Source organism: Vibrio sp. Vb1166 (assembly GCF_033338695.1).
GTDB classification, from domain to species: Bacteria; Pseudomonadota; Gammaproteobacteria; order Enterobacterales; family Vibrionaceae; genus Vibrio; species Vibrio alginolyticus.
In genome coordinates, this window is record NZ_JAWOTE010000019.1 from 35,368 (window position 1) to 48,910 (window position 13,543).

Consider the following 13,543-nt stretch of genomic DNA (forward strand, 5'->3'; position numbering starts at 1 on the left):
GACAAATATTTAAGGGGCTATATAATGATACTATAAAGTAATCGAGAGTATCTTATGAATATAGTCTTGTTGTTAGTTTCACTGATTGTCGCTCCATTTCTAATTGCCAAAGTAGACCTATGGCGGAAAAAGCATTTGCATGAGGTGCTCAGCTGGTGGAGTGAAGAAAACATGCCAAAAGAGTTGAGAAACGCAACTCTGTTTCTTTGTGAAGAAGATGTGGCAACAACACTACCTGTACCTCTGCATGGAAGAGTTGATCAGGTTTTTTTATCAAAAAAGAAAGTCCTTATCCCTCTGGATACCAAGTTAAGGAAAGATAACAGGATCTTTGAATCGGATGTAATCCAGCTATCTGTATACCGAGTGATTCTTAAAAATCAATACAACTTAGAGGTATCCGATTACGGGTACGTTAGAACGGTTGTCCCACAGCCCGACGGAAAGAACAAGGTTCGTTACATCAGAACAAAGTTACTGAATGAAAAAAAAGTCGTCTCTCTCTACTACAAATATCAGGCTATTAGGCAAGGACTAATAAAGACGTCCTGTTCGTGTGAGGGATTGTTTCATTGAGTTCTCAGTTGCCCTTATTGGGCATGTTGCCGTGAGAAGCTTTTGCTGTTTATCCGTTACTCTCATGGCAAAGGAGGGCTTATGCCATTAACAAGAATCAATAAAGCAATGATGTTGCTGATATCTATCGGCGGAGTAATTGCTGGTCTTGCAGGTAAACCTATCGTCGCCTGTACAGCATTAGGGGTAGTTCTTTGGCTTGCGGCCAAGAATGGAGGCTCAAACTCCATCATAGAAATCCGCAAAAAAGCAGCCAAATCAGCGTTCGACAATATGGATCTTGTCATTGATAACAAACGCTGGCTCGGGAAGGATGCAACGGTTGTTAAGGTTTCAAACATCACTGCGGCCAACGAGATAAAAGTGCCTTGGAACCTACAAATTCTTGCTAAATCGGTCAGAGGCACTTGGTTCACTGTAGATATGAGTGTGATTGGGAAAGACCAAATCCTAATCATGGCAATTAATGAGATTGATGAAAGCACAGTCAAGCGTCTGTTAGCGAATGATCACGACTTATACCGTCAATACTTCGGTGAACCAGAGTTGGCGTAAGGAGCGAAATGTGGAAAGAACTCAAACACCAGAAAAAAGTGAAGAAAACCTTAGTAACAAGCCATTGAATCAAGCTGGCTATGCTCAATGCCTGTTTATCCTTATCCAATCAGTGCTTTTCCCTGAGCTTGGCGCTGGTGGAGCAATGATCGCTGCCTTATGTGCAATGATGCCTTGGATGGTTATGTACGCTAAAAAAATGCCAGCACGAGTATTCGGTATGGTCATGGCATCTCTACTGCTAACCCCCTTCTATTCAATGCTATGCCTATTTGTCTTGAAGGTCATTGGAGTTGGAGTGTAGTGCGCATGGATCTATTGGCCCCATTCCTAATATCCGACTTGGAGAGACATGGCGCGAGTCAAGAGCTTATTCGTAATGCACAAAGCTTAAAACACTCGGCTTTCCGTTATAAACAAAAAGATATTGAAGAGCTGTCCAGAAAGCTTGGTATAGAAAGCCAGGAGTTGATGGATGGGCATGTTCAATATATGACTTCAAGATTCACGAGGAAAATGAGCGGCATCATTTCATCATACCTAATGAAAGATACCGGACATTTCGCTATTCAATGTACAGAGCTTTGCCGAGAAGCAGAAGCACTTAGCCTTAAACGCAACCGCGAAGGAAAGCTGGTTCCGTATAGTGCAGCAAATGCTGTGGCTGTTGATCGAATGCTTGATGTCGTCATAGCCAGGGCAACGGAGCTTAAAAATAGAATAGCGGATGAGTTCTTCAACGCAGAAACTAGCTCTGTCTTCATAGAACAAAGAGAAGCTGGCACATTTTGCCCAGAAAAAAAGACTAAAAAACGTAAAGCAAGGCGAAGAAAGAGTTCACCTATTTACGTCAAAGGAAAACCCTACGCTAGTTTAACCGAACTGGCCCAACAAACTGGTAAAGCAGAAAGGACTCTCTATTCAAGGATTAGGGATAAAGGGCTATTAAAAGCCTACCAAACCAACACTATGACAGATGAGAACTGGAACTCAGTCTTATCTGAACCACCAGCTCCAAACAAGGGCCCAAAGGCGGCCAACAAACCTATCACCTATAAAGGTGATTCCTACCCCACGTTAAACCATCTAGCCGAAGCCGCTAACTTAACGTACTCGGCTCTCTACCAGAGACTTCGACATCGAGAATTATTGGAAAAGGCACGATGTAACGAGCTTTCAGATATGGACTGGGAAAAGGTACTCAACGCTATTCCCCCTAATCGAAAAGCCGATGTTGAAATTGTGATAAATGGCAAGGGATACCCTTCCGTTGCGGCAGTCGCTACTAATTTCGGGTTAGCGGAATCCACGTTATCAGAGAGGTTAAAACAAGCCGACAAACTTGAATTAGCGAAAGAGAACAAATTAACCGAGGAAGAATGGGAGCTGTTTCTGGTTCCACCTCACCCAGGTCGAAAACAAACCACAACTAAGGAATAAACATGAGTGAAAACAATAAACCAGAAGCATGGGAAAAAGACATGATTAAAGATCTGGTCTTTACCCTCCATAAGGAACAGGTAAAAGACAGAAGATGGCGAAGAGGGATTCAGTTGATTCGCTCCCTTGGCTTTGTCCTTATGATAGTTGCATTTCTAACCGTAGCTTCAAATCCAGGAGGACTACCTTGGCAGACATCCAAAGCTGACACTCCACATGTTGCATTCATTAATATCAAAGGAGAAATCGCTGCGGGTTCACTTGCAGATGAAGATCATCTAATACCTTCCATTCAGGCTGCTTTCAAAAATCCCCATGCAAAAGCTGTCGTTCTACGAATAAACAGTCCTGGTGGAAGCCCTGTGCAAGCAGGTCGAATATACGAAGAGATTCAAGCTCAAAAAGCAGAATACCCAGAAAAACAAGTTATCGCTGTAATTGATGATATCGGTGCATCTGGTGGCTATTACATCGCCGTGGCCGCAGACAAAATTTATGCGGACAAAGCAAGTATGGTTGGCTCTATTGGTGTCATCAGTTCTGGCTTCGGATTTACCGGGCTCATGGAAAAATTGGGTATTGAAAGACGAGCTATAACATCTGGTGAAAACAAAGCTTTGTTAGACCCATTCTCCCCTCTTTCAGAAGAGATAACTAGCTTCTGGAAGGAAGTGCTATCGAAAACCCACCAGCAGTTCATCGAGCGAGTAAAAGAGAGCCGTGGTGAACGACTCAAAGCCGATCCAAAAGTGTTCTCTGGATTGATCTGGAATGGAGAGCAAGCACTTGAGATTGGGTTAATTGATGGTTTAGGAAGCCTACACTCTATTTCTCGCAATGTTATAGAAGAAACAAACCTCGTTGATTACTCACCAAGTGAAGACATCGTTAAGCGCTTAACACAACGCGCAAAAATGGAAGCTTCAACCCTGATTCATGAATTGGCAACTGTAAAAGTTTACTAAGGACAAAATGTAATGTCAGAACAAACCACACCACAACAACAAAAATCATTCAGTCCAATGCAGAAAAAGCTACTGGCCGTTGGTGCTGCTATGACCCTAATTTTGGGAGCGTCTGTCGCTACAGTGGGATATCAAATTTACCAGACCAAAGAGTTGCTCATTCAAGAGCGCGATTCTCTCCAGTCGAAGATTACTCAACTAGAAAGTGACTATCGCTTTAAATCAGAAGAGCGCTTTAACAATGCAGTTCAAAAAGCACTGGAACATTTCGTTCAACAGAAACGCGAACAGGATATTCAGGCTAAATACGCAAAATACGAATCAGCTCCCGAACAAGTGCCTGACGATAAACGCATATATGGAAACCTGAACGCTCGATTCACGCTGGTGGAATTTTCTGACCTGGAGTGTCCGTTCTGCAAAAAATTCCACGACACACCAAAAGAAGTGGTGGATGCAAGTAACGGGAATATCAACTGGCAATGGAAACATCTGCCATTGAGTTTTCATAACCCAGCGGCAGAAAAAGAAGCGTTAGCAGCGGAATGTGTTGCTGAACAAAAAGGCAACCGTGGATTCTGGGTGTTCTTAGACGAAGTATTTGCCAAATCACAAGGCAATGGTGGTGGAGTGCCTAATTTGGCAGAAGTTATTGAGAGTGTTGGTGCCGATGCTTCCCTAGTTCGAGAGTGTTTAGCTTCTGGCCGTTACGACCTGAAAATAGCAGCAGATGTGAAGCAAGCTACTGAAAATGGCATTTCAGGTACACCAGCGACTTTCATCGTAGATAACCAAACTGGGAAAACTCAGCTTATTCGTGGGGCACAGCCATCACAAGCTATCGCGGCCATCATTCGAAAAATGATGATTGAATCCGAAAACAACTAACAACAGAGGATGTAATTGATGTTAAGAAGAACAGCTTTAGCAGCTGCTCTACTATCAGTGTTGGCAGGATGTGGTGGTTCCAGTGGAGGCACTGGAACTACTTCCAATGGCAATGGTAGTGAAAGCAATAACCAAGACAACTCAACAGAAACAACAACGGTCGCTAAGCGAGAATGGCAAAAAGAAGTGTTACTGAGCTCTCCAACAAGAGATGCAACACTTCCTGTCATCCAGCTACAAAACGAAAATGGTTCGGCTGTTCTATACAGTGCCTGGGTCGAAGAAGCCAACAATGACAAACCGGATGAGCTATATGCTTCTGTAGCCCCTATCGAAGACTATGCGAATGGCAATGTACCTAACAAAGTCAAGATAAGTGCCGATATTGGTGAAATACTAAGATCAGACTGGCAACCATTCATTGTCGATGAAAACCACTACAAGAGCTCTGTTCAAATGAGCCTTTCAAATCATGGTAATGCCTATATTACATGGGTACAGAGAGACAATAGTAACAACCAGAAACTGAACGTTTCCTATTACGACGCAACAACACAAGAATGGTCCCCACCATTAGAAGTTGATCATGTACTTATGACTGACGCGGCAGCTACGAATGAGGAAAGTCGAGTAAAAATCACCGACAACACTCTCTTCACTGACCCGTCAGGACAAAGCATCGTTATCTGGCAAACTCCGATTTTTGGCTCCGATACAAATGCATTGGCAATAGCCTGGTTAAGCAACGACGGCACAAAAGCCAATATCATTGCAACGACAGAACTTTCGAGAAATATAAAAACAAACAGTGACGGTGAAGTTAAAAGTGCTATCTCGATACATTCAGTAGAAACTTCTCCTGGCGTACTTGAAATCCTAAGTATCGAAAAGGGCGCTGATGATGAAAATGATGTCCTAGCCAAACATACCGTCAAACTTGGTCCATTCAATACGCCTGTAGTGGAACGCAGCGTTATTGATGATGATGGAGTCAAGAGTGGTTTAGCATCTATCAACACTAACCTTACTAGCTATGCGCTATGGTCTGAAAGCCGAGGGTCGGGTTCTTCTGACCTAATCGGCGTAACATGGCGTAATGACAACAATGGTTACTCTCCTATCTCAGGCATTCCCAATATAAGTGCCGATGCAGGGCAAGCTAGCTTAACCAGTACCAATGGAGATGTTCATGCTGTGTGGCGTCAACGCGACAATGTTGTTGGCAATACCATCAGAACAGAGAAGCTAATGTTTGCCACATTAGAACAATCCATAGCAAGTAACGTCACAGAGCTCAATTCAAACGGTGCTATATATCCACGTTTGTTTTCTGGAAATGACGACAAGTTATATACAACTTGGAATGGCGAGTACTTCCATATCAAAGAGGCATACATCGAATCTGGAGATATCCATTGGCAAGAAACATATCGTCCATCCTGTGACCCAACAACAGCGATTGATGACCTCTTGTGTGGTCTAGGTGTGCGGGAACGGTACAGCGCGATGGTCGATGGAGATTATGGTGCAATGTCATGGCTGAAAGATGTAAATGGCACAAAGTCAGTATTTATCTCTATCAGCACAAATTGACTTTCACATGTGAAAGCGGCCCCAGTAATTGGGGCCTTTTTGATTGGAGACTACTAAGTCCCCATCCAAAAAGGGCTTCTGGTTCAACGATGACAGTATCCGTCACAGCTATGGATCGGAATTAAATGAAAAAACAACCTAAAAACAACTTTCACATGTGAAAGTGGAATAGGTAAGGAGTGTTATGAAACCACAAATGATGATAAAAATGGCAGCAGCCTACATGATGGCATCAGCTGTAATTTGGAGTGCTGGAGTATGGTTACTAGAACTACCCTCGCCTCTTGGTACTCAAACATGGACGACGTGGTTGGGAGGTCCAATTTTAGTTCTAGTATGCGCATCTTTCATTTCGTACTTGCTTGTAACCTATCACTCAACTGGATTGCTCTTCACTAAAATTTGGATGCTGTGCAATGTCTGCTTGTCTGGGTACAGCCTATTCATGACGTTCAATGATCTAATGCTGGCTGGTGGATGTTTAGCGATTCTCTTAGGGTCTCTTTGGTTCTTGAAGGAACTGGAGCGACCAGAAATGAAAGGGGCCTATACCGCTATTTCGGCATTACACAAACAAATGTGGAATGCTCTATCAGGACAACAGTAAGGAATTAATCATGCTTAAAAAAATTCTAACTACCACCCTTCTCTACTTCGTTTTTAATGCACCAATTATGGCTGAAACCTTTTATGGGAAGGTGGTACGAGTCAGCGATGGTGACACTATAAAAGTCCTCACAGATGCCTCATGCACTGGCACCTATCAGTGTACCGATGGTAAAAAAGAACACCGTATTAGACTTGCAGAAATCGACACACCCGAGTCGAAACAACCCTGGGGAAAGAAAGCAAAACAAGCCCTTCTTTCTATAGTGGGTGGGAAAGTCGTTCGTGTAGAACAAACCGACGTTGATCGTTATGGCCGCATTGTTGGTCATATCTACGTCGATGATTTGTGGGTAAACGGACAACTGGTAAAAACGGGTAACGCATGGGTATACAGGCGGTATGCAAAAAGCACTGAACTGTTTTCTTACGAGCAAGAGGCAAAACAGAATGGTGTAGGCTTATGGGCATTGCCGGAGGCAGAAAGAATGCCACCTTGGGAATGGAGACGTAAAAAGTGAAACTATCCATTAACAACCAACTGGGTAGGGATGTAAGCACATTGGCTTTGAATGTATTTGGTATTTTTGTCTATATCAGCCTGATCCGGATATACCTCCACCAGCTGACGCTTCCAGAGCCACTACTTTTTGCTCTTATGTTCTCCCTTGTATTCAATATCTACTATGAGTTTAAAGCGGGGATATCCCGCTTAACCCATGTAAGAATACTGTGTACCATCATTATCTTTTGTGTTGCGGCATTCCTTGCCCAAGAGATTAGAGGTGTCTATCTAACAACTATGACCGAACTTACAAACTACGAGAACGCAGAAGAACTCATAGGGCAAGAGTACTTAAAAGCTGCTCAAAATAGAGTTGTTGGTTACGGTGGGTGTTTTGCAGTTGGTTTGGTAACGGCGAGAATGTTGCTCTACAAAATCTTAGTTAACGTGGCAAGTAGAGTTTTGGTATTGCCTAACTATCGCGGTAACGTTTGTCCAATGTGCCAGCAACCGACACAAATCCACTAAATCCTCAGCCGACTTTCACATGTGAAAGTCGGTACTTCATCATATCACCTGACGATAGAAGCCCTTTCTCCACAAAGCATTTCATCAAAGACATACTCAAAAAAAATCGCTCTCGCTCACTAAGGTTCAAAATGTTGGCGTTATGCATTTCACGATATGCAATTACCGTCATCATACTTGCTTCAAGCGGTTCTGCTTGGCCTATTACTGCTTTAATGTCTGGCAGGCTATCTAGATCCACGCCAGGCACAGCTTCGTGCAGTGTATTTAATTTAAACACTAATATTTACCCAATAAATAAGTTGCTTTCAAAGGTTCACGATAAGTAATAGTTAATATAGTAGATCTTATCAATGAACATAAAATGTTCTGTCAGAACATCGCAAGGATCTCATTATAGATAAAGAAGATCCAACTCGCACTTTCACATGTGAAAGTCTGTGGCATAAGTTGGCAGGAATCTCATATTTTACAAAACGTTACCCTAGCTAAGTCGCCATAAACTCAACAATGAATCACTTTAAAGAGCTCCCATTATCCAATTAGTTCAATTCCATCGAAGAGATATACCGACATCTCTACAGGATTTAGATATTGCCATTTCATTTAAAGAACTATAAAATGATTCTATGAATTATTAATATTGGTCTGGAGCATAAATGAAACCAAACATGCAGGGGCAGCTGGAGCTTTTCCATGTGGAAGAAGCTTATGCACAAGCTGATGGTCCAATGACCAATGCCGAGCTATATGCGAAGGTAGCAAGTATAGCCGGGCTATCAGAGGCTGAAATCAATACTAAAGCCGAAATCGGCAAAGCCAAGGCACAACACAGCCCTATCAAAAGAAAAATTCGTTGGTTTCAGCAAACATTAAAGTCCATGAATATCATCCAAAAAGTGGACGGTGAGCGTGGCGTATAGAAGCTGGCAAACAAAAATAAAAAAGGGCTTCATGAAGCAATGGGCGAAGTAAAGCTTGTCGCATATTCAACAAATCTAGGCATCGCTATTTGGGGAAATAGCAAAAAGGTATTCACAGAGCTTGGAGAACCGATCCACCTTTGTGTGACATCCCCTCCGTATCCTTTAAAAATCGAGCGCGGGTATGGGAATGTTAGTGAACAGGCATGGGTGGACTTTATCACCGAGTCTTTGGAACCAATTGTAGAAAACTTGGTGCCAGGGGGTTCTGTGGTACTCAACGTGAGTAACGACATTTTTGAAAGTAAACGCCCTTCGCGTTCAACTTACCTTGAACGTATGGTCTTAGCTCTAAATGATCGATTAGGGCTTTCATTAATGGACCGTTGGCCCTGGATAAACACATCCAAGCCACCAGCTCCAACCCAATGGGCTTGCGTTAACCGTATGCAGCTTTGTTCCGCGTGGGAACCTGTTTACTGGTTTACGAACGATCCAGACCGAGTTCGCTCTGATAACCGAAGAGTTTTGGTAGAGCACACTGAGCAACATAAGAAATTACTCGAACAAGGGGGCGATAGTCGTATCGCTACTTACGGTGATGGTGCTTACCGATTAAGAGGGAATGCCTTTTCCAATAAAACGCAAGGCAAGATCCCTAAAAACATAATCCAACGAGGTCATCGTTGTGCTGATACATCAGCAGTAAGGAAGATAGCCAAGGAATTGGGTTTACCACCACACCCTGCAATGTTTCCTACAGACATTCCATCATTCGCTATTGAGTTCCTAACCAATGAAGATGAGCTGGTGGTTGATCTCTTTTCTGGTAGCAATAAAACCGGACTGGCAGCGGAGAGAGCGGGGCGACGTTGGGTTGCATGTGACTTAATTTTAGAGTACGTGCGAACACAAGCTGAGTTGTTTAGCTCGTTTGCTGGCTTTTGGATGAATCCTGCTTTGGCCTGTGTCGGTCGAAGTGTTAAATAAACTCGTGATTACTGGAGAGTACATTATGAACAAACCTTCAAACACACCAAGCACACTGGTTGTATCCATGCTTTGTATTTTAGTCCTGGCTCTGGAGTTTGCTGCTGTAACCCATTTTACTGGTTCTACTTCACCTTTAGATTGGGATCGCATCACGCTTATCTCCGTTGCTTATTTAGCCGCAAGCACCATCTTAGGTGCCACATTTTGCTTGGTTAAAAGCAAGTTGCGTTTCAATACTCTGCAACATCAAAAAAATCTGGGATAGCAAGAATGCCAGAGCAATGTGATAAAGCAGGACTAAGCCGTTGGTGCAATAACCAGGATGTTCGACAGGTTCAGCAAAGGGCCTGTCGTACATATGTGTAGTGAGTATGATTTCGACCATGCTGTTGGTTATATCGTTCAAGTACGAGAGAAGCGTGACGCATATGGCTCTGAACAATATCTTGTGCGTCATCCAAATGGAGAGCTACACACACATGAAAACCAATCCTTCTGGCTACTAAACGAAGAGCATCAAGGGCAAGCTTTAGCTTTATTTGCCCAAAAGCCAACAGAAGAGGGGAGCGATACTGTTTACACGGTAGCCGAAGGTTTTCCAGAATCCGGCTATATCATTCCTTTTAAAAAAGGTGCGCCAGAGAGCGAAAATCAGCATCTAACTATGGCAATTACTATCACGGAGAACAAATAGAATGGACCCTAAAAAGAAAGAGCTTGCGGAAATGTTCATTCAGAGTTGTATTGAGCAAGGCTTAACTATGGACGAGTCAGCTGAATTGTCAGCTCATATACTCATATCAGCTGTTAGTGCAAACGGGAAAAGTCATACGAGAATTGAGATTGCCAATCTCGGCTCAGTGGAAGTAGATTGCTAAGGGCTCTAGGAGGCAAGGATGGCTCCTAGAGAATGGCAAATCCATTGCCAGCGATATCAAAGTGTTTGTTCTTCATCACCAGACCAGAAGAAGGATTAACTATAAACCGTTGCTTTTTAATAGCAGGAGTATTTGGAACGCGCTTGATTGAAGCTGTGGCCGAAAAAACAACAAACGCCAAAAGAGCAACTACGGCAACCTGCCATGAAAAGTAAGCTACGCCAGACCAAAAGACGACCATTACTACTGCATTTTTATGAACAAGCCTAAGCAGAGGCATCAACCAGAAAACAACCGCTACGCTGATTACAGCCAAACCCCATTGATTATCGTTAGTTTCAATCATAGCAACGCCAAGAAGAATCACTGCTAAAGCAACTAGGTTAAGTATGTGTCTCATTTTTCGTCTCCTTAATTGACTCTGGAAAGCTATCTCGGCATCACCGTCAAGCCCTCATTCAATTCAACTTACACTTCCATAATATCATGGAATTAAAAAATGCAACCGTGACCCAGAAACACGCTTAGCCCACTTTCACATGTGAAAGTCTTATGTAGCAATGCCTAAGAGCGTGATCTGGCTTTTCCTAAAATTAAGGTATGGTCGAACATTTCCTAAAATTAAGCTATAACGTGAAATGTAAAGCGTTCTATTGTCCTTTTTTAAGGTATAAATCACATCTATTTGGCTTGTTTTCCTCTTTTTAAGGTATGTGGTATGCTTCAAAAAAACATTACGGTATTAAAAAATGAGTAGTAACACAGACAATTTAGAAGGGTATTTCCCTGCTGAGATAGTCAACGAGGCATTTGGCAGCAGGCCATCGACTACTACGTTAATGGATTGCATCTTTTTGCCAGGTAGAATTCCGCGAGACTTAATTACAAGGATCAGTGGTAACAAGGCTGAACTTGAGCAACAGCTACTGGCACAAAAGCCTCTTCTATCCACCAGCTTGTCAAAGCCATACTGGAAGAAGGGGACTAATAAACGTGAATTCGATGCCGTTAGAATCGACGTATACAGTGCTGTCTGCTTGGCCGATGACAGACATCTACTGGAAGGGATCGTTAGTGTAGGGGGGATGTACGTAGACCTATCTGGCTTAACGCTTCGCCAGGCTATTGAGCTCGCGCAGATTAATGTCGAACTGGATAAGTTGTCACACCAATACCACAACCTTCTCGATACAAAAATGTTTAGTGGGGTATACGACTACTTCCTTTGTGACTTCACAACACTGTTTGAGTTCTTGAACCTGAAAAATCAAAAGGCCAACAAGAACACAGTAATGACAAGACTTCAAAGGCTATCACAAATGTTACTGGTCTTGGATTACGAGAAGGATGGTGAAACGCTACCTCACTACCACACGCGAATGAAGCTGGTGGACAGCAACTACATTCCATTGCTGGTTCTGGATGGGATTAAAAATAAAGGATCTATCAGGGCAGATACGATCACTCACTTCATAGTTGGAGTGCATAAGACTTTCACTGCGTCTTTGCGACAAGAGGGAGCTATTAGCCGGAAACGTTTTTTAAAAGTCTACCCGCAGCTAACGGGCAAACATGCTGTTACTGACTTCTGTAAATATATTGATGCTCATAAGCGTGAATATGTACATGGTAAGTATCTGAGTCACCTTATTAAAGATTACTATGCCAACAAGGTTAGAGTGTCTAAACAGCATCTGAGTCGCCATATCAATAACACTATGGCCGAAGTCATTTTGAAAAAGGATGTGTTATTGCGAGATTTCCGATTGCTACTCCAAGAGAAAGTACGTGACGATGGTAAGCAAGATATTATGCTGTTGTACCTGGGCGATGAAGAGAAAGAAGAGGTAACGACATGACAACAACACTCCACAATGAGGATGTTATCGCTCTAAGCGAAGAAGACATTAATGAAAGTTTAGCCAATTCCAACAAAGAACAGATTTTGAAAGGTTTGTTTCGAGGCAGTGTCGGATTTCTGATCGCTCCACCTGATTCTGGTAAGAGCTATTTGTCTTTATCAATAGCTTATGAGATGGCTTTGCCAGAGTACCCATTAATTGGTGTACGGGATGAGGAAAACAAAGTGCTTAGAACTTTGATATGGCCGATCGAAGATTCCTTGCCCGGAACACTTCCGCGTATCAAAGCACATTTGACTGAGTTCTCCACCAGCATCAAAGACCGATTAAAATCGAGCATTGGGATATACAAGCATTCTGATCCAATTTGTAGTTCAGGCTCATCTAAACATACTAAAGAGTGGGAAGAAGCATCCAGTGCACTGGAAAAACTTATTGCCACGGCCAAAGGGTACGACTTGGTAGTTATAGATACATTGCGTGATGCAATTGGCTCAGCTGACGTAGTAGATGATGACTATTACATCAGAATTGCTTTGGAGAGGCTTGCCAATGAAGCGAATGTCGCGGTTCTTGTTGTTCACCATCCGACAAAAGATGTGAGCAGAGGAAAGGAGATAATCAACAGCGTCTCTGGCTCTGGTTTATCTTCCACTCTCTCAAAGTCAAAACTTCATCTGTATTTAGATCAGTTGATAGACAAGAAAGATGGAACGGTACAAGAGACTCGTTTGCGTCATATCAAAGCTAACTATGTGCCTTTTGACCAGCAGTGGAGAAAACCGATAAGGCTGCACTGGAGTAACAATTCACTATTGCACGTTGATCAAGAAGTCGTTATCCAACTTAGAAATGATCAATTAGACGGTGATAGTGATAATGAGAAAAAGCCAGGAGCAGATAAACCAGTTAAAAGACGGTTATCGCGTCTTTCAGAAGAGCCAGGATTGATACACAGAGATGACTCCCTTCTATCTGAGGAATCGAAGCGCTTGGCCCAACAAACCAGTCATGGCCCATTTGGTGGTGGCATGGCATCAGAGCTCTCCGAACTTCGTACTGGTAAGTCCTCCAAGTAATCCAATTCCTTAAATTAAGCTATTGCTTAACGCCTTTTTCCTAAAATTAAGCTATATATACGGATTAAGGCGTTTCCTCATTTTAAGCTTAGATATAGGTGTGTTTCCTAATATTAAGCTATGTGATAGAGATGAACTTCCTAATATTAAGC

17 protein-coding genes are annotated in these 13,543 nt (G+C 42.7%); 15 read left to right on the forward strand and 2 right to left on the reverse strand.

The window, feature by feature from the left end:
• Nucleotides 1–657: 657 nt before the first annotated feature.
• The 9 genes from R7E51_RS17590 to R7E51_RS17630 all read left to right on the forward strand — a co-directional run bounded on the left by R7E51_RS17590 (nt 658) and on the right by R7E51_RS17630 (nt 7,656).
• Nucleotides 658–1,131 (forward strand): hypothetical protein, encoded by a 474-nt coding sequence (locus tag R7E51_RS17590; RefSeq protein WP_014386849.1) that lies wholly within the window; start codon nt 658–660, stop codon nt 1,129–1,131.
• A 10-nt stretch (nt 1,132–1,141) separates the two neighbouring features.
• On the forward strand, nt 1,142–1,435 hold the full coding sequence (locus tag R7E51_RS17595) for a hypothetical protein (protein WP_014386850.1): 294 nt from the start codon (nt 1,142–1,144) through the stop codon (nt 1,433–1,435).
• A gap of 5 nt (nt 1,436–1,440) precedes the next feature.
• The gene (locus tag R7E51_RS17600; protein ID WP_014386851.1) at nt 1,441–2,571 is read left to right on the forward strand and encodes a hypothetical protein; all 1,131 of its coding nucleotides are present in this window, start codon (nt 1,441–1,443) and stop codon (nt 2,569–2,571) included.
• A 2-nt stretch (nt 2,572–2,573) separates the two neighbouring features.
• Entirely contained in the window at nt 2,574–3,536 is a 963-nt protein-coding gene (gene sppA / locus R7E51_RS17605; protein ID WP_014386852.1) for a signal peptide peptidase SppA, read from the forward strand.
• Between the two features lie 12 nt (nt 3,537–3,548).
• Nucleotides 3,549–4,424: a DsbA family protein gene (locus tag R7E51_RS17610; RefSeq protein WP_032073044.1), complete on the forward strand. Its 876-nt coding sequence runs from the start codon at nt 3,549–3,551 to the stop codon at nt 4,422–4,424.
• Between the two features lie 18 nt (nt 4,425–4,442).
• Nucleotides 4,443–6,017, forward strand: a complete 1,575-nt coding sequence (locus tag R7E51_RS17615) for a hypothetical protein (RefSeq protein WP_032073045.1) — start codon at nt 4,443–4,445, stop codon at nt 6,015–6,017.
• A gap of 184 nt (nt 6,018–6,201) precedes the next feature.
• Entirely contained in the window at nt 6,202–6,624 is a 423-nt protein-coding gene (locus R7E51_RS17620; protein WP_017086025.1) for a hypothetical protein, read from the forward strand.
• Nucleotides 6,625–6,691: 67 nt separating this feature from the next.
• Nucleotides 6,692–7,144 carry a thermonuclease family protein gene (locus R7E51_RS17625; RefSeq protein ID WP_228209261.1) on the forward strand — a complete coding sequence of 151 codons (453 nt, stop codon included), beginning with the start codon at nt 6,692–6,694 and terminating at the stop codon, nt 7,142–7,144.
• Complete coding sequence (locus R7E51_RS17630; protein ID WP_032073046.1) at nt 7,141–7,656, forward strand: hypothetical protein; 516 nt, start codon at nt 7,141–7,143, stop codon at nt 7,654–7,656. Before R7E51_RS17625 ends, R7E51_RS17630 begins: the two co-directional genes overlap by 4 nt.
• Nucleotides 7,657–7,660: 4 nt before the next feature.
• Here the strand turns inward: R7E51_RS17630 and R7E51_RS17635 are convergent, their stop codons facing one another.
• Nucleotides 7,661–7,936: a hypothetical protein gene (locus tag R7E51_RS17635; RefSeq protein WP_032073047.1), complete on the reverse strand. Its 276-nt coding sequence runs from the start codon at nt 7,934–7,936 to the stop codon at nt 7,661–7,663.
• 379 nt (nt 7,937–8,315) lie between these two features.
• Here R7E51_RS17635 and R7E51_RS17640 point away from each other — a divergent pair, with 379 nt between their 5' ends.
• The 4 genes from R7E51_RS17640 to R7E51_RS17655 are packed head-to-tail and all read left to right on the forward strand — an operon-like array spanning nt 8,316 to nt 10,266.
• Nucleotides 8,316–8,579, forward strand: a complete 264-nt coding sequence (locus R7E51_RS17640) for a hypothetical protein (protein WP_226977602.1) — start codon at nt 8,316–8,318, stop codon at nt 8,577–8,579.
• Nucleotides 8,580–8,618: 39 nt separating this feature from the next.
• Nucleotides 8,619–9,569, forward strand: a complete 951-nt coding sequence (locus R7E51_RS17645) for a DNA-methyltransferase (RefSeq protein WP_046224247.1) — start codon at nt 8,619–8,621, stop codon at nt 9,567–9,569.
• A gap of 25 nt (nt 9,570–9,594) precedes the next feature.
• The gene (locus tag R7E51_RS17650) at nt 9,595–9,837 is read left to right on the forward strand and encodes a hypothetical protein (RefSeq protein WP_014386860.1); all 243 of its coding nucleotides are present in this window, start codon (nt 9,595–9,597) and stop codon (nt 9,835–9,837) included.
• A 57-nt stretch (nt 9,838–9,894) separates the two neighbouring features.
• Nucleotides 9,895–10,266: a hypothetical protein gene (locus tag R7E51_RS17655; protein WP_180827199.1), complete on the forward strand. Its 372-nt coding sequence runs from the start codon at nt 9,895–9,897 to the stop codon at nt 10,264–10,266.
• 209 nt (nt 10,267–10,475) lie between these two features.
• Here the strand turns inward: R7E51_RS17655 and R7E51_RS17660 are convergent, their stop codons facing one another.
• Nucleotides 10,476–10,850, reverse strand: coding sequence for a hypothetical protein (locus tag R7E51_RS17660; RefSeq protein ID WP_052715035.1), 375 nt, complete (start codon nt 10,848–10,850; stop codon nt 10,476–10,478).
• A gap of 349 nt (nt 10,851–11,199) precedes the next feature.
• Between R7E51_RS17660 and R7E51_RS17665 the strand changes: the two genes are divergently transcribed.
• Nucleotides 11,200–12,309 (forward strand): hypothetical protein, encoded by a 1,110-nt coding sequence (locus R7E51_RS17665; RefSeq protein ID WP_046224245.1) that lies wholly within the window; start codon nt 11,200–11,202, stop codon nt 12,307–12,309.
• Nucleotides 12,306–13,391 carry an AAA family ATPase gene (locus tag R7E51_RS17670; RefSeq protein ID WP_046224244.1) on the forward strand — a complete coding sequence of 362 codons (1,086 nt, stop codon included), beginning with the start codon at nt 12,306–12,308 and terminating at the stop codon, nt 13,389–13,391. The genes R7E51_RS17665 and R7E51_RS17670 overlap by 4 nt, the downstream gene beginning before the upstream one ends.
• The last annotated feature ends 152 nt before the right edge of the window (nt 13,392–13,543 follow it).